This is a genomic window from Kitasatospora sp. NPDC094028, assembly GCF_049543595.1.
Lineage (GTDB): Bacteria > Actinomycetota > Actinomycetes > Streptomycetales > Streptomycetaceae > Kitasatospora.
Window position 1 is genome coordinate 20,055 of record NZ_JBMVFA010000043.1, and the last position, 22,181, is coordinate 42,235.

Below are 22,181 nucleotides of genomic sequence, written 5' to 3' on the forward strand. Positions count from 1 at the left end.
CGGGCCCGTTCAGGAGCGAAGCGCCTGGTGCCACGCGGCCAGCTGGCCGGGGGTGAGGCGGATGGTGGCGTCGGCGAACTTCAGTCGCCAGCCATCGCTGTAGCGCTGGGGCAGCCACCCGGCCTCCAGCCAGTCGTCCGGCACCGTACCGTCCGGGCAGGCGGTCTCGGGCCACACCGTCAGCAGCGCGGCCAGCAGCCGGGCGCGGGCCTGGCGCAGGGCCTGGTGCACGGACGCCGCGGTCGGCGTCGGGGCTCCGGCGAGGACGGGGGTCCACTTGTCGCCGAGGAGCGGGTGGCCGGCGGCGACGTTCTCGGCCTGCTGGATGGCGAGGTGCAGTTGCCCGGTGACCAGGTCCACGGCGTCACTCAGTCCGGCCTGGAACAGGCCGTCGAGGTCCTCGACCAGGCTGATCGCGTGCTGGACGCGGTCGGCCAGCGCCCACCGGCGGTAGACGTCCCGCTCGGCCTGGCCGAGCACCGGCTGTTCCCCGTCGTGCATCGCGCGGGCACTCCGCAGCACGGTCAGCGCCGGAAGGCGGCGCCTCACGGTGCGGAACAGGTCGACGTCGTCGCCCAGGATGTGGAACTGCCGCAGGTAGCCGCGCAGTTCGTCGGCCTCCGTCACGGCCTGGGCCTCCAGGTCGACGCGGACGCCGTCGACGATGCGGGACTGCAGCACCGGCACCGGGCCTTCGGTGAACAGCACCCGAAGGTCGACGTCGCTGCGGGCGTGCGCGATCCCGCAGGCCACGGGCCCCGTCATCCACACCGGCGAGTCCGGGTACTCCTCGGCGAGCCGGCCTGCGACCGTGCGGGCCGCCGCCCGTCTCTGTTCGACCCACGCGTTCACCGGGCTGCCTCCCCGCTCAGGACGGCGCCGGCGGTGTGGGTGACCCAGGCGTCCAGGGCAGCGCGGACGTCCGCGCGCTGGGCTCCGATGTGCGGGGTGGCGAGCAGGTTCAGCGGGGCGGGGCCGGCCTTGAACAGGTGCGCGTCGCTCGCCTCGATCGGATCGACGGCCAGGCCGGTCAGGCCGCCGTCAGCAAGGGCCTCCAGGCATGCGGCTGTGTCGATGGTGGCCAGGCGCCCGGCGACGACGAGCAGAGGCCGGCGCCTGGCCGCCGAGCGGAGGAAGCCCGTGCCGAACGCCCCGGTGTTCTCCGCGGTGGCGGGCAGCGCGACGATGTGGGCGTCCGCCCAGCCGGGCAGCTCGGAGGCGGGCAGTTGCCGCAGCCCGTCGGTGATGCTGGGCCGGGCGGCGAAGGCGACCTCCGCGCCGAATCGCTCGGTCACGGCGGCCGCGGCCCGGCCGATGGGCCCGGCTCCCCAGACCGCCAGGCGCATCGACACCACCGGCGTCCCCAGGCAGGTCGTCCTGAGATGGTCGCCGAGGGCCAGGCCGTTGGCGCCGAGCGGGATGCGCCGGGCCAGGGCCAGCAGTGCCGCCAGGCACCACTCGGCGACTGCCGGGGCCGATGCCTCGGGGTATCGGTGCAGGCCGATCCCCCGCCTGGCCAGGAGGGCGGTGTCGATGCCGTCGAGCCCGGAGCCGGCCCGGATGACGTGCCGCAGCTTCGGCATGGCGGCCACCCGGTCCGCGTCGAGCCGCACCCCGGAGCGGATGACGAGCAGTTCCGCGCGGCGCACGGCGCCGCCGAGCTCGTCGAGGCTGGTGAACTCGTAGACGTCGTACCGGCTCAGGGAGCGGACCAGGGCGTTCGCATCGCCCGCCCCCTTGGCGACGAGGATCGTGGGCGCCCTCATCGCGTCGTCTCCGTCTGGGCGCGGTCCACGAGGACGTCACGGGTGTCCGTGAGAGCGGCGAGGATCGCGGGGGCGACCTGCGGGATCAGGGTCACCGTGGTGAGCTCGGCCAGCGGCAGCCATTCGAAGCCGACCTGGATCGGGTCGCGCGGGTCGGAGAAGCGGGGTGTCGTGCGGCCATCCGTGATCTCGGCGAGGAAGTTGTGCTGGGTCTTGTGCTGCGGGCCGAGGTCCTTGCCGAACTGGCCGGGGACGTACTCCACGACGAACATCTCCCGCACGGTCCGCACGCTCAGCCCGGTCTCCTGGTGGACCTTGCGCACGACCGCCTCGCGCAGCGGCTCGCCCTCGATCGCCTTGCCGCCGGGAAGGTTGTAGTGGAAGCAGCCGCCGTCCGCGCTGTCGTCGTAGGACAGGAGCAGGATCCGCTCCTGGTGGATGATCGCGGCCTTCACCGACACGCTGATGCTGGGCAGATCGCTCAAGGGTGCCTCCGTACTGGTTGTCGGAGCAGGGGTGTCACAGGCAGGCGCGGGCGTCGGGGTCGCCGACGCGCATGAGGTCCTGGACGTCGGCGAGCTGGTGGGCCTCGAAGACGCCCGTGGCCCGGAAGCCGACCGCGGCTCTGTGCATCGCGGCCAGTGCGGCGCGCGCCAGCTGGTTGGCGTAGATCGTCAGGACGAACCCGGCCTCCCCGAGGAGCCGGCGGTCCAGGTGCGGGAACGCCGTGGGGACGGTGACCAGCGGCACGCCGGACCAGCGGCGGCCCACCTCCAGCGCCTGGCCGCCGGTGGCGTCCTTGGAGTGCAGGAGCACGGCGTCCGCTCCGGCCGCCTCGTAGGAGGCGGCGCGGGCCAGCGCGTCGTCCATGCTGGCGCCGCAGATCAGCGTCTCCGTGCGGGCGATCAGCAGCAGGCCGGGGGCGGCGGCCTTGAGTTCCTTGATCTGCTCGCACACCGCCTCCGTTGCCGCCATCGCCTGGGCGCGGTGTTCGGAGAACGAGTTGCACTTGGGGTAGCGGCTGTCCTCCAGGCAGACGGCCGCCGCCCCGGCCGCCTGGAGGTCGAAGCCGAACCTGGCGGCCGCGGCCCCGGTGCCGGCGGCGTTGTCGACGTCCACGATCACCGGCAGGTCGGTGACGCGGCGAAGCGAGGTGACGACGTCGGCCAGGTCCCGGGAGCCGAGCAGGTTCTCGTCCGCCAGCCCGTAAGCGGCCGACACCTCCAGGCCCGACACCCACAGCGCGTCGAACCCGGCCTCGACGGCGACCCGCGCGGCCATGGCGTTGACCGCGCCGATCGCCTGCACGGGACGCCGGGAGGCGGCGGCGTCACCAAGGGCGGCCCGCAGACGGCCGGCCGCGGATATCTCAGGCATGGCGGCGCTCACCGGATCCTTCCTTCCAGGTCGGGGGTCAGGCCGCGCTCCAGCAGCGCGGTCCAGGCGTTCGCGAGCACGTCGGCCCGGGCCTGGTTGGCGTCGATCGTCACGGTCGGCCCGATCTTCGGGAACGCGGCCGGGCTGGCGGTGATCGCCTGGTAGGTGACGCGCACGATGGTCTGCACGTGGTCCACGTCCCAGTCGTCGCGCACCGAGTCCCCCGCGCTGCGGGAGGCGGCCCGCTGCATCGTGGTGCCGGTGGGCGCGTCCAGGATGAGCGTCAGATCCGGCACCAGGTCGATCGCGTCGGCGAGGCCGCCGTAGGTGGCCTGCGGCGTCTGGCCGTGCTTGACCTGGAAGAACGCCAGCTCCGACAGCAGCCACCGGTCCGCGATCACCGGCCGCTGCAACAGCGCCGGCGCGATCAGGCGCTCGACGGTCGCCTGCTTGTCGGCGCGCAGGGCCCGCAGGTAGCGCTCGCGGTTGGCCTCGGTGGGCGCGTACTTGCCGTCCACCAGGTCCGCGGCCACCTCGGGGACGAGGAAGTTCGTGGTGAGCACCGACAACGGCGTCACCCCATACAGATTCTCGAACAGCCGGAACAGCCCCTTGCGCAACGTGGTCTTGCCGCTGCCGTCCAGGCCCTCGATCACGACGAACGGATACTGCTCCATCCCTACTCCACCTGCCCCGCTCCGGTGCCCGACTGGTACTTGGTGAACTGCCCGCGCCACGGCACCGAGGTGGTCACCAGGTCCGTGAGCCGCATCCCGCCGATATCACCGAGCAGCTGCGGCAGCGACGCCTCCAGCACGACAACCTCGGCGACGGCCCGGCAGTACGCGGCCCGCAAGACCGGGCTCTCCTCGCCCCGGGTCCGCAGGGCCGCCCGCAGAACGCGCATCCCCGCGCCGAGGGCGACGGCCCGCACGGCGGACTGGAGCATCGCCAAGGAGGCGGTCCGGCCGCTCTCGTGGTGGATGACGGCGAACACCCCGACCCACCAGGCGCTGGCCCGCGTCACGCCGTGCACGGCCGCCTCAAGGCCGCCGTCCAGGTCCTCGGTCAGCATCCGGGCCACCTCGTCCACCGCGAGGGTGAGCGGGCCGCCGGCGGTGCCCTCGTGGCCGAGCCGGTACGGCACCTCGATCCACGGCGTGAGGCCGGCAGCACTGATCAGGACGTCGTCGCACGGCACCACGAGGACCGGCTTCGACACCAGGTCGACGGGGTCCAGCTCGGCGGGCAGCCCGAGCTGTTCGGGTGCGAGCCTCGCGGCCTGGCGCCACTGGTCCTGGTGCAGGTGCACCCGCTGCACGTGCAGGCCGTCCGCGAGCGCCTGCCAGCTGTCCCTCACGCTCGCCGGCCTCAGTGTTCCGGGCGGGCTCATGGCGGTGGTGGTTCCTTCCACGCGTACTCCTTGATGGGTCGAACCGAAGCGGTGAATCGTAGTCGTGCAGTGACGGACAGCAATGGCTCGTGCGTGCCCGACTGCGAGTAGTTGACGGGCGGTCAGGGGATCGAGAGGTCTGCGTGCACACACTTGCCCCGGGGTTCGAGGGTGGCCCCCCACCGGCCGCCGGTCAGTTCGTGGACCAGGGCGAGCCCGCGGTGGCACTCCTCATCCTCGCCGGCCTTCAGCAGCACTGGCAGCTCACAGGAGCCGTCCCGTACGGAGACCCGGACGAACCCCGGGGAGGGGCGCCGGACGGCCACCTGCATGACGGTCAGACAGCCGGTCTTGCAGGCATTGGAGACCAACTCGGTGATGATCAGCTCAGCCGGGTCGACCAGTTCGGCCAAGCCCCACTCCTGGAGCTTGCCCCGCACCAGCAGGCGGGCGGCCCGCGCCGACTCCGGGCGGTAGCGCAGGGACGCCGTGGCGGGTCCGGGCCGGGGAGCCGACTCGGCGGGGGCGAGTTCGGCGGTCGTCACGCCAGCCCCCGGTACTGCTTGAGCCACCGTCCGTCCTCCAGCCGCCGCAAGACCGTGGCGCGGCGCAAGGCGCACTCGAAGCCCTCCTCGAAGACCTCGGCGCCGTCTGGCCGCTTCCGCCACGCACCCCTGGGCACGCCTGCCGGGAAGACGCGGCTCAAGAGCTGGTCCAGGTCCAGCGAGGCCAGTGACACAGGACGGCCAACAGTGACATCGGCCAGCAGCCTGCGGCGCAACTGGTCGTCAGAGGATCGGCGCACGAAGGCCTCCGGAGTCCGACTGTGAAGCGGCGGCCCTCCGGTGTCGGGGGACGCGTCGAAAGGGCCGCCGCTGATACCCCGTCAACCGGGGCGTTCCAACACGGTGTCGCGCCTACGCTGAATCTGCAACGGAATCGGCAGCGAATCACCCCGCGAAGGAGAAGTGGCACATGCCAGCGCAAGCGCATGACCTGGCACGGCGCGCATGTGACGTGCAACACTGCGCGAATCGACACGGACGGCATACGCATGCACCCGGGAGGTAAGCACGTGGCAGCACGGCCGAGGCCGACAGCGCGGCGGATCGAGCTGGGGCACGACCTTCGGACTCTGCGTCAGCAGGCCGGCATCACCCTCGAAGACGCCGTCAAGGGCCTCTCGTTCAGCGAGACCAAACTCCAGCGCGTGGAGACCGGGTTCCAGGACCTCCGCAACGCAGGAGACCTGCGCAAGCTCCTCGCCCGGTACAGCGTCGACGACGAGGACGAGATCGAACGCCTGGTAGAGCTCCAGCGGACCGCCTCGCGTCAGGACTGGTGGACGCCCTACACGGTGGCGACGATGGCGCCCGCGATGCCCCGCTTCCTCGGAGTCGAGTCCGCGGCTCAGGCCATAAGGGCCTACCACCCGACGTGTGTGCTCGGCCTGCTGCAGACCGAGCGGTACGCGAAGGCACTGCACGAGATCGCCAAACCGATCGAGGAGTACACCACCGAGTTCATCCAGAAGAGCGTGGCCTTGCGGATGAGGCGCAAGGAGCGGCTGGTGACCCCCGATGATCCTGTCAAGCTCTGGGCGATCCTCTACGAGCCGGCGCTACGGTACGTGGTCGGCGACGTCGACATCATGCGCGAGCAGTACGAGGAGATCACCCGGATTGGGAAGCTCGACAACGTGACCGTGCAGATCCTGCCCCAGTCGGTCCGCGGCTACCTGTCGTTCTCCGACTTCACGCTCCTGGACCTCGGCAGCACGCTGCCCATGACGGTCCAGGTGGACACCCCGGGGGCCGGGATGTCCCTCACGGACAAGTCCCGCGAAGTCGGCCGGTTCACCCGGATGTTCGAGGCGCTGTCCCGCTCGGCCCTCCCCGCCGAGGCGACACAGGAGTTCCTGCAACAACTCACCCGAGAGATCACGTAATGACCCACATCACTGCCCCCGAACTCGTCGGCGTGGCCGACTGGTTCAAGTCGTCCTACAGCGGTGCCGGCAACAACTGCGTCGAGATCGCCGACCTGACCCACACCCGCTTCGAAGCCGTGGCCATCCGCGACTCGAAGAACCCCGATGGCCCCGCCCTGCTCGTCACACCCCAGGCGTTCGCCGAGCTCGTAGCGTTCGCGAAGACGTTCACCGTTTGATCAGACGAGGGCCGTTTCCCCTGGTCTGCCAGCCATAAGGGAGGCGGCCCTTTCGCTGTACCGGCGGAGAGCGGGCCCAAGAGGCAACCAGGCCTGGCTGCCGGGGCAGCGCGCCCGTACGACGCAGGTCGGCAGGGCAGGAACCGGGCCGCGAAGCTGATGGCACATCGATGAAGGGGAGGACACAGCATGGACGAGGTAGTCGTCGACGAACTCGAGTCGGAGTCGCTGAGCAGGACGTTGGGCTACTACGCGGCCGCCGTCGCCGAGGCCCTGCTGCGCGACGGCCTGTCCGTTCGGATCGACGAGGTCCGCGGGCATGGAATCGTCGACGACAAGGACCCCGACGACGAGGGCATGCTGGTCGAGGTCTTCCAGGAGGCCCAGGCCGTCCTCCACCTGGGCCGCGCGTTCACCGCCCAGGCCGTCCCGGGACGGCCGAGCCTGGGCTGGGACGGGCAGTCCGGCTGGTACTTCTTCGTGGACTCCGACGACAGGCTGCCGTCCGAATCCGTCATCGGCGCGCGCTGGCTGGGCGATGGCCTGGTCCCCGAGCCAGCCCGGGTCGCCGCGTTCGCCTCCGTGCTGATGCTCGACAGCACGACCGCCGGCAGCGGCGAGCGCCCCTACTACCGCGACCCCGGCGCCGACGTCGCCGCCCTCATCAGCCGTCTCGGCCACTACCTGCCCGACCACGTCGGCGCCGGCGACCAGCCGTGGAGGTCCCACTTCGCCCACTTCCGCGACTGGCACTTCACCCGCCGCGCTCTTACCAACCTGACCGCCGACGACCACGACGCCCAGATCACACTGCGCGCAGGCGAACTGCGCACGATCGTCGACCTGCTCAAGCTGTACGAGATGCACGACCCAGCCCTCCTCGGCGGCATCGGCTACCACCTCGCGGTCGACCTCGAACGCCGCCAGGTCACCGGCGCCCCGCCACAGTCCACCGACAGCGCCCGCCGCCACGCCGCCGACATCCGTGCCCAACTCGAGCAGACCAAAGCCCGGCGCCGCCTGCGCGATCAGGAAGAGCACAGGGAAGACTGATCCCCCGCAACCGCCTGCCTCGGTGACACATACGAGGTACGGCGTCTACCCCAGGGCGAGGAGCCCTGACGCGAGCCCACGGCCGATCAGCAGGTACGGATCCTGCAGCCGGCCATGCGCACCTCATCAGTCAACCGGGTGAGGGTGGCAGCACGGGGTGACCGTCAGACATCGCGTACGGCGCTGCCGCTTCATCTCCGCTTCCGCACCGTGCTTCACACCCCCGGCCAGCTTCTGCCGCACCTGCCGTTCGATCGCCTCGAAGTGCCGGTAGTAGCCGACGTCGTACGCCTCGATCACTTCGAAGGTCCACTTCCCCGGACCGCCGCCTGGCTCGGCGGGGAGTACATCGCGCCCCTGGGTCTCCCGCTGGACCAGGTCGGCCTGCTCAGCGTGGCCTGCGCGGCGGAGCGCCTCGACGGCGTCGCCGACCAGCTTGTCCGCGCTACCGGTCAGCTGGTGCCACGCGTAGAGGGCGCCGCGTGCCCGCACGGTGGTCTCCAGCGCCTGGGAGAGCAGGCCGAGCGCGTCCACCGTCGCGTCGTCCGGCTCTTCAGGCCGCAGACGGCTACCGCCATCGTTGTTCTGGTCCGTCATGATCGCCTGCCCCACGCTCGAAGTGGCCAATACCACCCTGTCCCACAACCTCTCGGACGGGGCAGCTTGCTCGTCCGAACGGCAGGACCGACTGCGGACCTCATGACCGGGTACGGCCGCTGGCGGGGTGCTGACGGACGAGCAGGTGGCCGGGATTCGGCTCCAGGCCGAGGAGCTCCGGAGGTTCGACTTCGTGCCCGTCGAGCAGGTCGGCGGACGGCTGATCCCGTTGCTCGCCCGCCGGGTCGAGGCGTGCGTGCGGGCGCGACAGGCAGGGACGACGGTCTACCTGGAGAACGGCGTGCCCACGCTGGACTGAGCGCAGGCTGCACGGCAAAGGGAGGCCTCCGGGTGGAGGCCTCCCCTTCACGTTCGTGGCGGTCAGGCGATGCGCTGTTCCTTGGGGGCGTGGCCGGCGCGCGGCGCCGGGATGCGGGCGGCGGTGGTGAGCGTGCGGTCCGCCGAGCGCAGCAGGGAGTCGTGGATGCCGTCTGCGTAGAGGAGGCCGCCGAGGTCGTTGCGGGTCTTGGCGAGGGTGGAGTCGGCCTGGAAGGCGGCCGCGCCGACCAGGAGGGTGAGGTCGCTGGTGGTGCGGTGGGCGGTGTCGACGGCGGTGGCCTTGACGGAGCGGGACCAGAGGTCGGCCTGCGGGTGGCCGGCGGCGGTCAGGCGGGCGCTGGTGAGGGCGGCGAGCAGGGCCGCGTTGAGTTCGGCGTGGGTGCGGGCGAGGGTGACCCGGGCGGTGTCGCGCAGACGAGGCAGGCTACCGGAGGTGACGCGGGCGGTGAGGGTGGCGGCGGTACCCAGCGCGGTGGCGGTGACCAGCGGGCGGAAGCTCGCGAAGTGCTCGCGGAACACCGGCAGGCCGTCGCCGAGAGGACCGAGCAGGTCAGCCTCTGTGATCTCGACGCCGGTGAAGGAGAGGCTGCCCCAGGCCCATCCCGCCAGGCCTGCCGGGGTGGCGGGGCGGCGCTGGAGGCCGGGGGCGTCGGGGTGGCGCGGGCGGTGATCTCCTGGAGCCGACTGCCGCCGTGGCGATCAGGCCCGGGAGAAGGTAGCGGCCGACTCTCCCCCCGGATCTGATCAGCACCCACATGAGACGGAAGCCCGGTACCCGCCAGTGAGGCGGATACCGGGCTTCCGTGTAGTCGTAACCGTCACCGGGCCGCTGTGCTGCTCCGGTGCTCAAGCTCTTCGACCTTGTTCAGGACGGTCTGCGCCACGACGCGTGCCTCGTCCGGCGGCAGGAACCGGCAGATCCATCCGGCGACGCTGTCCAGGTCACGCCAGTCAGGAAGGCCGAGTCCGGCCGTGCCGGCAGACGCGGGCGACGTGGCCCGCTGCTCCGGTACCTCCGAGTCCCCGGGTGCCGCGGCCGCTGGGCGATTTTCCATGGAAAATTCGTCGGCCCTGGTTCCGACCGCAGCGGGCTCGGCCGGGCCGTCGGTTCCCGGGTTCGGCGCCGAGGTCTGCGGGCCCGGATCTGCCGGATCGGCAGTCGGCCGATTTTCCATGGAAAATCCGACCGCCGCAGCGGTTCCAGCCGAGGCGCTCGGGGCAGGGGTCTCCTCCCCCAGTCCGGACGGCGCCGTGGCCGCCTCGGCGTTCACTGCGGACTGCTGGGCCTTCGTGCGGGCTGCCTTCTTCTCCTCCCGGATTCGCTTGCGCTCCAGGGCGGCTTCCGCTTCGGCGTCGATGAGCTGGTGCAGGATCGCGATCTGCTGCTCTGCCGCGAGCTGCTCGATCCCGGGGGTCGAACCGATCGCCCGGGCGTGCCGGATGGCGATGCCTTCCCCGCCGCGGGCCTTGGCCCGGACCATCTGCTGGAGGTCCGGGTGCAGCTTCAGCAGGCTCTTGCGCTGGGTGATCCACGTCGGGGACCAGCCCTCAGCCTCGGCCGCGTCCTTCGCAGTGGGGTACTCGGAGACGATCTGCATAACGCCCCGGGCCTCTTCGATCGGGTCGAAGTCCACCCGGCTCATGTTCTCGTCGAGCGCCGCGCGCAGCAGCTTGGTCTTGGACTCGGCGTGGGAGTCGTCGACGACGACGATGAGCTTGGGCTGGCCGTACTTGCTGGCGGCGAGCAGGCGACGGTTGCCGTTGATGATGACGACGTTGTCCGGGCCGTTGAGGCGGAGCCGGGGCTCGTCCTCGGGCCAGAGCTTGAGGTAGGCCTGGGGGGTGACGCCGAGGCAGCTCTGGAGCTGCTTGTCGGCGATGCTCTCGAGGTCGCTAACGTCGATGGTGTCGGGGTCGTCGAGATCGCCGAGGTCGCGGGGGTTGCGCGGGTTGTAGCGGCAGTTCTCGGTGAGGACCCAGCGCGCCGGGCCCTCCGCGACGGGGTTGTTGTTGGGGTCGATGCCGGGCTCGTCGACGACGGGGTCGTCGGCCATGCTGGCGAAGCTGACCTTCTTGCCTGCCATGTCAGCCTCCGTATCCGCGCTCAAGGGCGAGCTTCATGAAGTCCTCGCGGCCGCGGTAGGCCGTGGCGCTCGGCCGGTACTGGGTCACGACCTGGCCTTCGGCGACGGCTCGTGCGTGGAGTTTGTAGCGGCGCAGGACGGTGTTCGCCCTCGGCCATCCCTTGGCGTCGATGTAGGCCTTGGTGTCCTCGAGGTCGGACGTACCGTCGCGCGGGTCCCAGTTGTTGATCACGACTGCGAACTTCTTGCGCATCGGCTCGAGCATCTTCTGGACCGTTCGGGCGGTCGGGTCGAAGCACAGCGGCTCGGTGATCATCGGGACGAGCACGTCGTCGGCGATCTCCAGGGCCTTGCGCAGGATCTCCTCGTCGGCCAGAGTTCCGGGGGTGTCGATGAAGATGTGCTTGTAGCCGCCGTCCCCCTTGCCGAGCACCTCGTTGGTACAGGCGGCGAGGTTGATGGTCGCGGTGGTCTTGCCGACGCCGCCCTTCTGGTTGGCGACGACGTGGATCCGCGCGCCCGTCTCCTTCAGCTTGTACAGCTGGTGCGCCTGGTCGTGGGCGGCCATGAAGTCAAAAGGGAGCCTGACCCCCACGCGCTCGGCCCAAAGGACCGCGGACCCTTGAGGGTCCGTGGAAACGACGAGAACTGATGACATGTGTTCCTTCTCCGTTGATTTCCCAGACCAGGGGTCTGGTACTGCGGACGCCCATACCCGGACCATCTCCCGGCACAGGACTCGGACACAGCATGTCAGACGGTCTCAGTCAGCTATGAAATGACCCGCTATCTTCCATTAGGTCCTGGCGATTTTCCATGGAAAATCGCCAGGACCTGCAGGACACCGCTCGCACCGGCACCCGCGAACAGCGCGGCATTAGCCCCCAAACACAGAAGGGCCCGCCTCCCTCCAGCGGAGAAGCGGAGGGGAGGCGGGCCCTTCGCGTGCTGGGGATCAGGCCGGGGCGGTGAACACGCCCGGCCGTGAGCGCCGTGTGGCTACTCCGCGGTTCGCTCGCCCCTCTTGATGGCGCGGATGGTCGCGGGAGCCAGACCCAGCCGGCGGGCGAGGCGGTCGATCGGCACTCCCTGGCGCAGGGCCACGCGGATGGCGCGGTCGCGGGCTGCCCGGTAGGTCTGGCGGATCCCGGCACCGGCGACGGTGCGCTGGATCGCGACCGCGATCCAGCTGGCGGCGATGCCCTGCCAGGTACGGGCGCGGGCACGGAGTTGGACGGCGGTCGGTCTGGCGGCGGTCGGGGTGGTGGACATGGCCGGCTCCTCACCTGGGCCACGTGCGGGCCCTGCGTGCACGGTGAGGCCAGACGGGCAATCGGGGCAAGACCGCCATTTCAGCCACGCGCAGGCTCGGTCGGAAACGCGAAAGGGCCCGTACTCCTCTGGTGTCGACACCAGAGGAGTACGGGCCCTTCGATGTGCCGCGGGTCAGGCCGAGACGGGGACGCCCGCGCGGTCGAGACCGATCGCACGGCTGGCGCGCGTCATCGGGCCTCCGGCACGCGGGGCCCGGCCTGCCGGGTGTCGGCGGGCCGGGCCGGTTCGGCGGATCCGGTCAGGTCGCGGTGCCGGCGGAGTCGCCGGTGTTGGCCGGCTCTGCGCGCAGCGCCGTGGCGAGGATCGCGGCGTGATCGAACGCCAGCTGCCCGGGGAGTTCGTTCCACGGCCACCAGCGGGCGGTGCGGGCGTCGTCCCCGGCGGTGATCGGGGTGTCGTCCGGCACGTCGGCGAGGTAGGCGACGGTGACGTACCGGCCGCGGGGGTCGCGGCCGGGGGCATCCCAGGCGCCGATCTGGATCAGGTCCGCGGGGGCGACCCGGACGCCGGTCTCTTCCTCCAGTTCCCGAGCGGCTGCCTGACGGCTCGTCTCGCCCGGGTCGACGTGTCCGCCGGGCAGTGCCCAGGCGCCCTCGTGGGGCGGCCAGCCGCGCTCGATCAGCAGGATCCGGCCGTCCGGCGTGAGGGCGACTACGTCGGCGGTGTAGCGGATGGTCTCGAAGGTCTCGGTCATCTCGGCTCTTCTCTGTGTGGTGGGTTCGGTCGGGCGGCCTCGCGGCGTGCCGTGCCTGCGGCCTGGCCGGCACGGGCGGCGAGGGCGTGCAGGTGGTCGGCGTCCTCGGGCCGCACGCCGTAGATGAGGCGGGCGGTGTATTGGCGGGCGGCGTCGGCGAGCTGGGTGGCGTCCAGGGCGTGGGCCTGGAGTTCGCGGTCGATCTCCGGGTCCGGGTCGCGGGCCTGGAGTCCGTGGTGGGCGTCGTTCATGGCGGGGCTCCCGGTCAGTGGCTGGTGGCGGTCAGGTGCCGGTCGAGGGTGGTGCCGCGCAGGGCGGTGAGGATGTACTCGGAGAGCCGGTCCTCCAGGAGCACGGCCCTGGTGGTGTGGGCGGCCCGCATGGCGGCGTAGTGGGCGGCGCGGTGGTCCGCGCCGGCGGCCTCGGTGGCGTCGGTGGCGCGCTGGATGGCGATCCGCTCCACCGTGGTGTCGGCGGCCTGCCGGTGAGCGCGGCCGGCGACGATCCCGGCCGTGCAGACGGCGCGCATGCCGCTGGTGTGCTCGTGGTGGGCGCACAGCCGCCAGTTCTCGTAGGCCTCGTGTCGGCCGGCCGGGTCGGCGGCCCAGTCGGAGGCCCACTGGCGGGCGAGGTCGGGGACGGCGTCGAGGTGCTCCAGGACCTGGCGGCCTCGGGGGCCGAAGACCTGGTGCGCTTCGGTTTCCTCCACCACGCGCAGGGCGCGGGTCATGAGGGTGTGGCCTTCGTAGCGGCCGCCTCGCTCGTTCTCGCCGACCGGCTCGACGACGAACAGCCGCACCGGCCAGGTCCACAGGCGGTGCAGGGCCTCGCCCGGGGCGGTGGTCAGGATGAAGTGGCCGCCGGAGTACCAGCGGCCGGGCTCGCCGGGGGTGGGGTGACGGACGATCCCGTCCGCGGTGGCGGGCAGGGGGATCGGGGTGGGGCCGGTGGCGTGGGTCAGCACGGTGCCGTCCGGGCGGGTGGCCAGGTAGTAGGTGACGGCCTTCTTGGTGCGCACGGTGGTGTCCTTCCGGTTGTGGTGATGTCGGCCGTGGCGGCCGGCCCCTGTCCCCGGAGTGCGCGCCGCCCGCCGGGCTGGGTGCCGGGCGGGCGGGGCGGGCCGGGGACAGGGGCCGGCCGTGCGGCACCCCGGCGCCCGGGGTGGTGCCCGGGGGCCGGGGTGCTGCCGGGCTCAGTTCGTCGTGGGCAGCGGGGGCAGGGCGGTGCAGGCGGCCGCGTGGTCGGCGGCGGCCTTGCGGGCCACGTCGATCGGCATGCCGGTCATGCCGTTGCCGTCGCGGCAGCCGGTGCAGTGCCACCAGCTGTGCTCGGCCGGCGGGCGCATGGAGTGGGCGGGCCAGGGGTCGGCGCCGGTGATCTCGACTGTGGCGCCGGCGGTGTTGGCGTAGCGGATCCAGATGTGGCCGGGTCCGGGGCCCTGCGGGGCGTCGCCGAGGAAGGCCTCGGCGCCGTTGAGGCGCACCTCACCGTGGTCGGCGGCCATCTGCAGCAGGTGGAGGATGCGGTCGTGGTGGCCGACCGCGGTCCCGCCGTCCAGGACCAGCAGGGTCTGGTGGATCTCGCGGACGCTGGTGCGGGCCTGGCCGAGCTCGCGCTGGTAGTCGAGGATCGCGAGCAGGACGCGGTAGGCGTCGTCCAGGCGCAGTCGCCGGTCGAACGGGTCGGGGGTGAAGTCGGCGAGCAGTTTCTCGGCGGGGTCGGTCGGGGTCATGATCGTCCTGTCGGTTCGGGGAGTGGGTGGTGGACGGGCGCCGGCTGGCTGTTCAGCGGGTCGCGGTGGCCCCGGGGCGTGCGAGGACCCGGTGGTAGACATGGGTGGTGCCGATGGACGTGGTGTCGGTGCTGACGGCCAGCAGGTCGCGGCACCGGTTGGCGATGTCGGCGAGCTGCTCGTGGATCCAGGCGTCGGTGCGCTGGAGGAACACGCGGTCCGCGGTGAAGTCGCTGACGTAGAGGCTGAACTCGTGGTCGCGTTGGCCGCGTGCGATGCGGCTGGTGAGCATGCGGGTGGCGGCCTCGTCGTCGGGGCGGCCGGGGATCGGGCCGGGCAGCGCGCGGCACTGGCCGGCGTGCTCGTTGGCCTTCTCCCGCCCCTCGAAGAAGTCCAGGGTGTAGGAGGACGAGCCCGTCGTGGTCCAGGTGCCGGTGCAGCCGAGGCAGTGGATGCCGTGCTCGGCGGAGGCCTTCCCGTCGTTCAGGGCGCGGGCGTAGAGCAGCACGCGGGCGCCGGCCAGGTTGGCGAAGCGGATCCGGACGAGCAGGCCCTCCGGGGTCCAGTGGTCCGGTCCGATCTGCTGCTGCATGGGCGCGGGCTGGAGAAGGGTGGGGGAGCGGCGGAACAGGTTCACGGTGTCCTCCGGTTCGGGTGGTACGGGTGTCGGCCGGGTGGCCGCGGCGCGCACCGAACCGCGCCGCCGGCGGGGCGGGCGGGGACGGTTCGGCGGGCACCGTGGCGGCCCGGGTCAGCGACGGGCGAGCGGTGCGGGCAGGGAAAGGGCCCCCTGCTCCGGGGTGGAGCAGGGGGCCCGGGTGAGGGCTGTCAGGCCGCGGTTTCGACGGCTTCGTCGGCGCGGCCGGGCTTGCCGGCCTTCCGCCCGTCCCACCAGGACTTCGCGTCCCAGCCGGTGGCGTAGGCCAGGAGCATGTAGGACGCCGTGGTGCCGATGGCGAGGATCCCGTGAGCCCATCCCCATTCGGTGGCCTTGAGGCTGGTGCCGATGGCGCTTCCCCCGCCGATGGCGCTGACCAGGGTGGCGATGACGCAGGCGGTCTGCAGGGAGAACCTGGAGTTTTCGGTGGCGGCGTCGTTGACGCCGTAGCGGATGGTGTAGCGGACGTGGAGGCCCAGCACGGTCAGCTGGACGGCCCACAGGGCCAGGACGACGGCGGCGACGCCGGACAGGGTGACGAGATGGTGCATCGGGTTCCCTTCGTGAGTGGTGCGGGTGATTTTCGGCAGTGATGCGGCGCTGGATCCGGGAGTTGGTGACTTTCGACCGGTCCGGGTGACGGTCAGCCACGGTGCTGACCCGGGTGGTGCGGGTGAGGCGGGCGGACGGTCCGGGAGGCAGGGAGCCGCAGCCGGTCGTCCGGTGGTCAGCGGGCGTGGGCCGGTTCGAGGTAGACGGGGGAGGTGGTGGTGATGCGGTCGACGATGCGGAAGCCTTCGGCGAGCAGCTGGTCGGTGGTGGGCAGGTGGCGGTGCTGCTCGGCCAGGACGTGGTCCGGCACGACGCGGGTCCGGTCCGTGTTCTGCCGCCTGCACAGGTCGAGAGGCAGGTCGAACAGCACGGCGGCGGCGGGGCGCTGCCAGTAGCGGGCGCGGGCGAGCAGGTGGGCGCGCACGTGGGGGAGGATTCCGGTGGAGTCGACGATCACGGTGAGGCCGCGGGAGAGGCGGGCGTCCAGGAGCAGGTCCTGGATCTGGGCGGCGACCGGGGTGGCGGACTGGTCGGCGGCGTTGTCGGTGGCCATCTCGCGGTAGGAGTCGAGGTTGAGCCGCCAGGTGGCGGGCCAGCGGTTCCGCGCGAAGGTGGACTTGCCGGCGCCGCTCAGGCCGACCAGGACGACAACGGTGCCGGGGTCGTAAGTGAAGTTCACGGGTCTCCTCGGGTGCGGTGGCGGGGTTCGGGCTTGGCCGGGCGGCCGGCCCCTGTCCCCGGAGCGCGCGCCGCCCGCCGGGCTGGGGGCCGGGCGGGCGGTACGGGCCGGGGCGGGGCCGGCGGCCGGGTCAGCTGATGAGGGCCAGGACCGCGACGGCCGCGAGGGCGAGGAGGGTGAGCAGCGCGTTCGACGGGATGTTGACGCACTTCTTGAGCTGTTCGATCCGGGAGGTGATGGCCTCGCACTCGCCGAGCAGCTGGGCGTGGGAGGCGGAGCCTGTGGGCATGTTGGCGAGTTCCTCGCCGAGGGGGCGGCGGGCCCTGCGCAGAGCGGCGATCTTGTCGTCGCGGTTCAGAGCGATCAAGGGGCAGAGTCCTTTCGGAAAAGCGGGGCGGTGGGTGGTTCGGGGTGCGGGACGATGAGGGCGGACCGGGGACGAGACCGGCCCGCCGGGCTCTGGTTGCCCGAACCGGCCCCGGGGTGGTTCATGCATCCCGGGGCCGTACTGCGTGGTTCGCGGTTCGGTTCGGCGAACCGGTTCGCGGCTCGCGAGGAGCGGTTCGCGGTTCGCCGTCAGACGCCCACGCGGTTCGTGAACTTCGTGCGAGCGTCCGCGAGACGGTGGTACGCGGTGGTCTTCTTCATGCCGGTGTTCGTCATGACGTACTCGAGGTCGACCGTGTCGTAGCCGCGGGTCTCGATCAGCTCGAGAACTTGCTGAACCTGCTCAGTGGCGGCCAGCTGCGCGGCGCTGCGCCGGTTCGAACCGGCCTGGGCGGTGGCGAACTGTGCCTGCTCAGCGGCGGTTCGCGGCTCGCCGTCCGCCTCAGCCGGTTCGCAGACCGGCGCGGGGTGGTTCGCGGCTTCCAGTTCGCGGCGCGCGGCCACCTCGCCGGTTCGGGCTGCGGGCAGGGTGTGGTTCGCCGAACTGCCGGGCGGGTTCGGGTTGCGGTTCGGCGAACCGGCGCGGGTGAGGCGAACCGCGAACTGCGGGATGGTGGCCGGGTTCGGCGAACCGGCCAGTGCGACGGCGAGGCTGGAGTTCGAGATGCGGGGCAGTGCGCGAACCGGCACCCAGTTGCCGACGCCGATCATCCCGGCGACGAACCGGCGAACCGTGCCGAAGCCGGTTCGCCGAACCAATTCGCGGTGTTCGGCTGCGGCCGTCCAGGCGAGCTCCACCGTGGACAGCGACTCGTCGGTGATCGCCAGCGACCACGCGGTGAAGGAGTGCGCCGGGTAGCGCAGCCAGCGGATCACGCCGATCCGCGGCCGTACCCGGGCCACCAGGCCCTCGTCGCGCAGCGCCTTGCGGTGGATCAGGCTGGCGTACAGCTCCCACAGCACGATGCCGACGATCGACATGGCCGCGAACGAGACGGCCTTCGGCGTGGTGTTCCAGTACGTCACCTGGTCCACCCACTCGCCGTTCGCCGGGTTGAACGTGCGCCCGACGACCTTGCCGGAGGCGTGCCAGAAGTTCATCGCTGCGGCACCGGCCGCGAACGCCCAGGTACTCAGGCGGTACAGCGTCCCGGCGTCCCCCGTCTTGCGGGCCTGGTGGTACATCCACGCGGTGAACGTGGTGGACAGCTCCCACGCGGCGGCGAAGAGGATCGTGAATGGCGCGATCCATCCGAGGATGTCGCCGGCGAACTGCGCCTGGCCGGTCCAGGCGACGGCCATCGGCGCGGTGATCGGCACGACGACCAGCAGCCGCTCGCTGTTGGCCCGCATGAACGACCCCGTCCGGCCGGTGAGCGTGGGCCTGCCGGCCCGCTCGGCGGCCCGGGCCTCCCGCTTCAGCCGGCGCTTCTCCAACTTCCGGGCGGTCCGGCCGGTGGCCTCGCGCAGCGTTTCGCGGGCCGCGCCGAGCTCCTGCAGCGCGAGCTGCTTGCTCTCCTGGGCTTCGGCCTCCAGCTTCTGCGCCCGGCCCAGCGCCTTGGCGGCGCTGGTCTTGTCCGCGGCGGCGGCCTCCTCGGCTTCCTTACGGATCCGGGCGGCCTCCTGCCGGGCCTCGTCCCGGACCCTGCCCGCCTCGGCGGTGGCCTCCGAACGCCGGCGCTGCGCGGCCTGCTCGGCCTCGTTCCGGATCCGGTCGGCCTCGGCCGTGGCGCCGGTGCGGACCTCGCGGGCCGCCGCCGTCGCCTGGTCGATCTCCCGGTCCGCGCTCTCCCGCAGTTCGCGGGCTTCGCCACGCACCCGGTCGGCGTCGGCCTGGGCGGCCCGCCGCAGCTCCTCCGCGGTGGTCCGGGCCTCGGCGAGCACAACGTCGGCCTGCTCGGCGGCGCCCTGGCGCAGCTTGGCGGCCTGCCGTTCGGCCTGCTCGCGAAGCTCGGCAGCTTCGCGCTGCGCCTGGTCGCGGGTGAGGGCGGCCTGCTGGCTGGCCGTCAGGGTCAGCGCCTCGGCGGCCTGCCGCGCTTCGTCGCGGATGCGGTCGGCCTCGGCGCTGGCCTCGCTGCGCACCGTCTGGGCCTGCCCGGCGGCGTCCCGGGTGAGGGCCGCCGACTTCTGCTCGGCGTCGGCGACCCGGTCGTGGACATCGGCGAGGGCGGCGTCGGCCCGGCGCCGCACCGTGGTGGCTTCCCGCTCGACCTCGGCGAGGAGCTTGGCGGCCTGCTCCTCGGCGGTGGCGGTGATGCCGGCCGCCACCGCCTGGGCCCGCTTCTCAGCCTCGGAAACGATCCGGGCCGCCTCTTCCTCGGCCTGGGCGCGGACGGCGGCGGCGCGCTGCTCGGCGGCGGCCAGCAGCACCGCGGCCCGCTCGGTGGCCTCCTCCAACAGCCGGTCGGCCGCCGCGTGAGCGTCGGCATCAGCTTCCTCGCGCTGCTCCCGGGCGTACTGGAGGATCAGGTCGGCCTGGTCGTTGGCCAGGTCGAGGATCTGCCGGACCGCCCGGTCGGCACGCTGCGTAACCGCCTCGGCCTCGGCGGCGGCGTCCACGCGCAGCTGCTCGGCCTCGGCCGCCCACTGCCCGGCGGTGGCCACCTCGCGGCCGGCCTGCTCGGCAGCGCGCTCCAGGACGGCGAGCGCCTGGTCCTCGGCGAGGGCCAGGACGTCGGCGGCACGGTCCTGAGCGTCGGCCAGGATCGGGTCGGCGGCCGGCCGGGCCGAGGGCGCCTTCACGGGGGCCTTGGGCGCAGTCTTCTTGGCAGAGTTTCGGGTACGGCGGCTCGTGGTGCGGGCCGGGGTCATGGCGGGAGACTCCTGTCTCGCGTGGTGACGGTGTGTGGTGGCTGTGGCGGCCGGGCGGGGTCCCGGCGGCGGTGGGCGGCCAGGGTGTGGAAACGGCCCCGACCGGCGGTGTCGGGGCCGTTTCCGGGGGGTGCGCTGATCTGATCCGTGTGATCTGTTTTCGCAGGTCACGATCCGTTTCGTGATCCGTGGGCGATCCGTGCCGATCCGTGGCTGATCCGTGTCCACCACGGATCGGCACGGATCAGCCACGGATCGCGGCACGGATCAGCGGGGCCGCCGTGTGGCTACGCTGCGTTCTCGTCGGGGAGCGAAGTGAAAGCCTTTTCGACGTTGCTGAGCCAGTAGCCGGACGGCGGGTTCTTCTTGTCGAGGTCGAACCGGCGGACCGTCGACAGGTCCTTGATGCCGGCCTCCTTGAGCTCCTTGCCGATCTTCTTGGCGCCCTCCCGGCGACGGTCGGCAGGCTCCTGGCCGTCCCACTTCCGCCACCCGTCGCCGATGGTGGCGAGGTGGTCCAGGACCTCGTCCGTGGTGAGGAAGTCCGGGTCGCCGTGCTTCTCGAACGCGGCCCGGATCGCCAGCAGCACCGGCGGCAGTTCCTCGTCGTCGTCCTTCTCGGCGGGCTCGGGGGTGATGGTGACGGTGCCGACTGCGAGCCGTTCCTGTGTACGGAGAGTGGCGGCCTGGGCGTCGAGGTGGGTGGCCTTGCGCAGGATCGGATCGCGCAGGCCGGGGGCGACGATGTAGAAGCAGCCGGCGTCGGCGGGGTCCCAGTCGCCGGGGGAGGGGACGAGGCGGTGCGGCATCCAGCCCTCGTTGACGGCGGTGTCCGAACCGACGACCAGGGGGACGTCGGCCTTGCGGGAGGGCAGCATGATCCGGATGCCGAAGGTGTCGGCGATGGCGTCGCCGACGACGTCGCTGGTGGCGTCCTGGGAGAGCAGGACCACCGTGACGCGGGCCTTGCGGCCGATCCGCGACAGTTTGATGACCTTCTGTTTCTGCTCCTTCGTCAGCTGCGGGTGCTCGTCGACGATGGCGAACACCGCCGGCGCGTCGTCGGTGATCTGCCAGTTGTCGACGTCGTCGCCCATCCGCTCGGTGCGGATCTCCGCCTCGCGGATCGCCCAGTCGAGAACGGCGTCGATCTGCTCCTCGTCGTAGGCGCGCATCGCGGCCAGGCGGCGCAGCGGGCCGAAGCCGCGGCCGGTGGGGTCGATGTCGAGGGCGATGGCGTCGGTGCAGCTGGTGATGTAGTCGACGAGGTTGCGGACGATCTGGCTTTTGCCGCCGCCGGAGACGGCGATGACCATGATGTTCTGCCCGGCCAGGATGACCTGGGTGGGTTCGGCGTCCATGGAGGGGCCGAGGGTGGCGGGCTTGAGGATGCTGTTGGAGCGCGGCGGGTAGTGCGGGTGCGGGGGCATGGGGTCGAACGGGTCGCCGGTGAGGACGCGCAGGACGACGGAGCCGGCGGCGGCCTTCTGCGGCTGGGCCATCACGCCGCCCTCGCGGACCCCGAGCAGGACCTCGAGGTCGGCAAGTTTGGCGACGAGGCCGGACGGCCGGCCCTTGGTGAGGTGGGCGACGGCCCGCCAGCCCCAGCGCTCCTGGGTGATGTCGGTGACAGCGCCGACGGCCAGGCCCTCGGCGAGCAGTGCGAGGTGGATGCACTCTCCGGCCTGCTGCACTCCCTGGGCCTGGCGGATCGGGTAGGGGTTGCCGGCGGGCGGCGCCGGCGGCGCGGTGGGAGAGCCGGCCCCGCCCGGTGCGGCCGCCTGGTTCCCGGCGGCCTGCTGCCCGGCCGGGGCGATCACCTGGCCGCCGTCGGGCATCGTGTAGGCCAGGTCGGGCTCGGCCCGGCGGCCGGAGCGCCACCGGGGAAGAACGCTCTTTCCCCAGGCGGCCAGCACCACGGCGGCGCCGGTGGCCGCGCCCTCCACCGCGAGCGTGGGCAGGCCGCCGAGCAGGCCGGGCAGCCCGTAGGTGCCCAGCACGGTGAGCGCCAGGCGGATTCGGCGCCGGTGGGACATGCGCCGCCGGTGGTGGGTGATCTCCCCGGTGACCACCGGCGCGTGCCCGGTGTAGGTGAGGGCCAGCACGGCGGCGGCCTTCTGTTCCCACTGGGCGGCCGCGGTGCGGGCGGCGAGTTCGGCGCGTTTGGCCGCGGTGTGGCCGGCCGGGGTGACGCCCTGGGCCTGGGCTGCCGCGCCCGAGGCCTTGGCTGCGGCCATCTCCTGGGCGGCGCGCCCGGCCAGGGCGGTGTGCTCCGCGCTGCGGCCCTGCTCCCACACCCGGTGGCGGTCGTTGAGGATGTGCAGGGCCACGGCCCGGTCCGTCAGGTGGTCCTCGGTGACGAACAGCCAGGCGCCGCGCTCGGCGGCCAGCACGCGCAGGCCGGCGGGGAGGTGCCCGAGCTGGCGCCGCCACCACGGGCGCAGCCCGACCGGGTCCGGCCCGGCCGGGCGCGGGCCCGGGTCGTCGTCGTCCAGGAGCTCGCCTTCGAGGATCTCGTCCTCGGCCGGCTCCGCGTACAGGTCGATGCTCACGGG

At 72.3% G+C, this 22,181-nt stretch carries 27 protein-coding genes; 4 read left to right on the top strand and 23 right to left on the bottom strand.

The features are described 5' to 3' along the window. Positions 1 to 9: 9 nt before the first annotated feature. From ACPC54_RS37305 to ACPC54_RS37340, 8 genes are all read right to left on the bottom strand, one after another. A complete protein-coding gene (locus ACPC54_RS37305; RefSeq protein ID WP_498971335.1) occupies positions 10 to 852 on the bottom strand; it encodes a hypothetical protein in 843 nt (280 codons plus the stop codon). Then, a complete protein-coding gene (locus tag ACPC54_RS37310) occupies positions 849 to 1,766 on the bottom strand; it encodes an NAD(P)-dependent oxidoreductase (protein WP_498971337.1) in 918 nt (305 codons plus the stop codon). Before ACPC54_RS37310 ends, ACPC54_RS37305 begins: the two co-directional genes overlap by 4 nt. After that, positions 1,763 to 2,251, bottom strand: coding sequence for an NUDIX domain-containing protein (locus tag ACPC54_RS37315; protein ID WP_498971339.1), 489 nt, complete (start codon positions 2,249 to 2,251; stop codon positions 1,763 to 1,765). Before ACPC54_RS37315 ends, ACPC54_RS37310 begins: the two co-directional genes overlap by 4 nt. A gap of 34 nt (positions 2,252 to 2,285) precedes the next feature. Next, complete coding sequence (locus ACPC54_RS37320; RefSeq protein ID WP_498971342.1) at positions 2,286 to 3,143, bottom strand: isocitrate lyase/phosphoenolpyruvate mutase family protein; 858 nt, start codon at positions 3,141 to 3,143, stop codon at positions 2,286 to 2,288. A gap of 8 nt (positions 3,144 to 3,151) precedes the next feature. After that, entirely contained in the window at positions 3,152 to 3,820 is a 669-nt protein-coding gene (locus tag ACPC54_RS37325) for a dTMP kinase (RefSeq protein WP_498971344.1), read from the bottom strand. A gap of 2 nt (positions 3,821 to 3,822) precedes the next feature. Further along, positions 3,823 to 4,557, bottom strand: a complete 735-nt coding sequence (locus ACPC54_RS37330) for a hypothetical protein (RefSeq protein WP_498971346.1) — start codon at positions 4,555 to 4,557, stop codon at positions 3,823 to 3,825. A gap of 101 nt (positions 4,558 to 4,658) precedes the next feature. Beyond that, positions 4,659 to 5,081 (bottom strand): ATP-binding protein, encoded by a 423-nt coding sequence (locus tag ACPC54_RS37335; RefSeq protein ID WP_498971348.1) that lies wholly within the window; start codon positions 5,079 to 5,081, stop codon positions 4,659 to 4,661. Further along, positions 5,078 to 5,275 (bottom strand): hypothetical protein, encoded by a 198-nt coding sequence (locus tag ACPC54_RS37340; RefSeq protein WP_498971350.1) that lies wholly within the window; start codon positions 5,273 to 5,275, stop codon positions 5,078 to 5,080. Before ACPC54_RS37340 ends, ACPC54_RS37335 begins: the two co-directional genes overlap by 4 nt. Before the next feature lie 336 nt (positions 5,276 to 5,611). Between ACPC54_RS37340 and ACPC54_RS37345 the strand changes: the two genes are divergently transcribed. The 3 genes from ACPC54_RS37345 to ACPC54_RS37355 all read left to right on the top strand — a co-directional run bounded on the left by ACPC54_RS37345 (position 5,612) and on the right by ACPC54_RS37355 (position 7,758). Continuing rightward, positions 5,612 to 6,484 (top strand): helix-turn-helix domain-containing protein, encoded by an 873-nt coding sequence (locus ACPC54_RS37345; protein WP_498971351.1) that lies wholly within the window; start codon positions 5,612 to 5,614, stop codon positions 6,482 to 6,484. Next, positions 6,484 to 6,705 (top strand): DUF397 domain-containing protein, encoded by a 222-nt coding sequence (locus tag ACPC54_RS37350; protein ID WP_498971353.1) that lies wholly within the window; start codon positions 6,484 to 6,486, stop codon positions 6,703 to 6,705. The genes ACPC54_RS37345 and ACPC54_RS37350 overlap by 1 nt, the downstream gene beginning before the upstream one ends. A gap of 189 nt (positions 6,706 to 6,894) precedes the next feature. Beyond that, complete coding sequence (locus tag ACPC54_RS37355; protein WP_498971354.1) at positions 6,895 to 7,758, top strand: DUF6292 family protein; 864 nt, start codon at positions 6,895 to 6,897, stop codon at positions 7,756 to 7,758. A gap of 126 nt (positions 7,759 to 7,884) precedes the next feature. On the opposite strand, the gene ACPC54_RS37360 is transcribed toward ACPC54_RS37355, so the two are convergent. Then, complete coding sequence (locus ACPC54_RS37360) at positions 7,885 to 8,355, bottom strand: hypothetical protein (RefSeq protein ID WP_498971356.1); 471 nt, start codon at positions 8,353 to 8,355, stop codon at positions 7,885 to 7,887. A gap of 145 nt (positions 8,356 to 8,500) precedes the next feature. Here ACPC54_RS37360 and ACPC54_RS37365 point away from each other — a divergent pair, with 145 nt between their 5' ends. After that, positions 8,501 to 8,674 carry a hypothetical protein gene (locus ACPC54_RS37365; protein WP_498971358.1) on the top strand — a complete coding sequence of 58 codons (174 nt, stop codon included), beginning with the start codon at positions 8,501 to 8,503 and terminating at the stop codon, positions 8,672 to 8,674. Between the two features lie 62 nt (positions 8,675 to 8,736). Here ACPC54_RS37365 and ACPC54_RS37370 read toward each other — a convergent pair whose 3' ends face one another. The 14 genes from ACPC54_RS37370 to ACPC54_RS37435 form a co-directional block, all read right to left on the bottom strand. Continuing rightward, entirely contained in the window at positions 8,737 to 9,303 is a 567-nt protein-coding gene (locus ACPC54_RS37370) for an acyl-CoA dehydrogenase family protein (RefSeq protein WP_498971432.1), read from the bottom strand. A 209-nt stretch (positions 9,304 to 9,512) separates the two neighbouring features. Next, complete coding sequence (locus tag ACPC54_RS37375; RefSeq protein ID WP_498971360.1) at positions 9,513 to 10,778, bottom strand: ParB/RepB/Spo0J family partition protein; 1,266 nt, start codon at positions 10,776 to 10,778, stop codon at positions 9,513 to 9,515. A 1-nt stretch (position 10,779) separates the two neighbouring features. Further along, entirely contained in the window at positions 10,780 to 11,346 is a 567-nt protein-coding gene (locus ACPC54_RS37380; protein WP_498971362.1) for a ParA family protein, read from the bottom strand. Positions 11,347 to 11,777: 431 nt separating this feature from the next. Further along, positions 11,778 to 12,050: a hypothetical protein gene (locus ACPC54_RS37385; protein WP_498971364.1), complete on the bottom strand. Its 273-nt coding sequence runs from the start codon at positions 12,048 to 12,050 to the stop codon at positions 11,778 to 11,780. Positions 12,051 to 12,351: 301 nt separating this feature from the next. Further along, positions 12,352 to 12,807, bottom strand: a complete 456-nt coding sequence (locus ACPC54_RS37390; protein WP_498971366.1) for an NUDIX domain-containing protein — start codon at positions 12,805 to 12,807, stop codon at positions 12,352 to 12,354. Then, positions 12,804 to 13,058, bottom strand: coding sequence for a hypothetical protein (locus ACPC54_RS37395; protein WP_498971368.1), 255 nt, complete (start codon positions 13,056 to 13,058; stop codon positions 12,804 to 12,806). Before ACPC54_RS37395 ends, ACPC54_RS37390 begins: the two co-directional genes overlap by 4 nt. 14 nt (positions 13,059 to 13,072) lie before the next feature. Beyond that, on the bottom strand, positions 13,073 to 13,825 hold the full coding sequence (locus ACPC54_RS37400; RefSeq protein ID WP_498971370.1) for a hypothetical protein: 753 nt from the start codon (positions 13,823 to 13,825) through the stop codon (positions 13,073 to 13,075). Positions 13,826 to 13,999: 174 nt separating this feature from the next. Continuing rightward, positions 14,000 to 14,539, bottom strand: a complete 540-nt coding sequence (locus ACPC54_RS37405; protein WP_498971371.1) for a hypothetical protein — start codon at positions 14,537 to 14,539, stop codon at positions 14,000 to 14,002. Positions 14,540 to 14,591: 52 nt separating this feature from the next. Continuing rightward, positions 14,592 to 15,176, bottom strand: a complete 585-nt coding sequence (locus ACPC54_RS37410) for a hypothetical protein (protein ID WP_498971372.1) — start codon at positions 15,174 to 15,176, stop codon at positions 14,592 to 14,594. Between the two features lie 191 nt (positions 15,177 to 15,367). Next, positions 15,368 to 15,748 carry a hypothetical protein gene (locus ACPC54_RS37415; protein ID WP_498971374.1) on the bottom strand — a complete coding sequence of 127 codons (381 nt, stop codon included), beginning with the start codon at positions 15,746 to 15,748 and terminating at the stop codon, positions 15,368 to 15,370. A 176-nt stretch (positions 15,749 to 15,924) separates the two neighbouring features. Further along, entirely contained in the window at positions 15,925 to 16,428 is a 504-nt protein-coding gene (locus ACPC54_RS37420) for an AAA family ATPase (protein WP_498971376.1), read from the bottom strand. Positions 16,429 to 16,558: 130 nt separating this feature from the next. Continuing rightward, positions 16,559 to 16,795, bottom strand: coding sequence for a hypothetical protein (locus ACPC54_RS37425; protein WP_498971378.1), 237 nt, complete (start codon positions 16,793 to 16,795; stop codon positions 16,559 to 16,561). Positions 16,796 to 17,004: 209 nt separating this feature from the next. After that, the gene (locus ACPC54_RS37430; RefSeq protein WP_498971380.1) at positions 17,005 to 19,626 is read right to left on the bottom strand and encodes a hypothetical protein; all 2,622 of its coding nucleotides are present in this window, start codon (positions 19,624 to 19,626) and stop codon (positions 17,005 to 17,007) included. 287 nt (positions 19,627 to 19,913) lie between these two features. Then, positions 19,914 to 22,178 carry a hypothetical protein gene (locus ACPC54_RS37435; RefSeq protein WP_498971383.1) on the bottom strand — a complete coding sequence of 755 codons (2,265 nt, stop codon included), beginning with the start codon at positions 22,176 to 22,178 and terminating at the stop codon, positions 19,914 to 19,916. Positions 22,179 to 22,181: the final 3 nt, after the last annotated feature.

Excerpts from the sequence above, each read along its gene's own strand:
- ACPC54_RS37310 (WP_498971337.1), bottom strand. The coding sequence starts at position 1,766 with ATGAGGGCGCCCACGATCCTCGTCGCCAAGGGGGCGGGCGATGCGAAC.
- ACPC54_RS37320 (WP_498971342.1), bottom strand. The coding sequence starts at position 3,143 with ATGCCTGAGATATCCGCGGCCGGCCGTCTGCGGGCCGCCCTTGGTGAC.
- ACPC54_RS37325 (WP_498971344.1), bottom strand. The coding sequence starts at position 3,820 with ATGGAGCAGTATCCGTTCGTCGTGATCGAGGGCCTGGACGGCAGCGGC.
- ACPC54_RS37350 (WP_498971353.1), top strand. The coding sequence starts at position 6,484 with ATGACCCACATCACTGCCCCCGAACTCGTCGGCGTGGCCGACTGGTTC.
- ACPC54_RS37355 (WP_498971354.1), top strand. The coding sequence starts at position 6,895 with ATGGACGAGGTAGTCGTCGACGAACTCGAGTCGGAGTCGCTGAGCAGG.
- ACPC54_RS37360 (WP_498971356.1), bottom strand. The coding sequence starts at position 8,355 with ATGACGGACCAGAACAACGATGGCGGTAGCCGTCTGCGGCCTGAAGAG.
- ACPC54_RS37375 (WP_498971360.1), bottom strand. The coding sequence starts at position 10,778 with ATGGCAGGCAAGAAGGTCAGCTTCGCCAGCATGGCCGACGACCCCGTC.
- ACPC54_RS37380 (WP_498971362.1), bottom strand. The coding sequence starts at position 11,346 with ATGGCCGCCCACGACCAGGCGCACCAGCTGTACAAGCTGAAGGAGACG.
- ACPC54_RS37385 (WP_498971364.1), bottom strand. The coding sequence starts at position 12,050 with ATGTCCACCACCCCGACCGCCGCCAGACCGACCGCCGTCCAACTCCGT.
- ACPC54_RS37390 (WP_498971366.1), bottom strand. The coding sequence starts at position 12,807 with ATGACCGAGACCTTCGAGACCATCCGCTACACCGCCGACGTAGTCGCC.
- ACPC54_RS37395 (WP_498971368.1), bottom strand. The coding sequence starts at position 13,058 with ATGAACGACGCCCACCACGGACTCCAGGCCCGCGACCCGGACCCGGAG.
- ACPC54_RS37405 (WP_498971371.1), bottom strand. The coding sequence starts at position 14,539 with ATGACCCCGACCGACCCCGCCGAGAAACTGCTCGCCGACTTCACCCCC.
- ACPC54_RS37415 (WP_498971374.1), bottom strand. The coding sequence starts at position 15,748 with ATGCACCATCTCGTCACCCTGTCCGGCGTCGCCGCCGTCGTCCTGGCC.
- ACPC54_RS37430 (WP_498971380.1), bottom strand. The coding sequence starts at position 19,626 with ATGACCCCGGCCCGCACCACGAGCCGCCGTACCCGAAACTCTGCCAAG.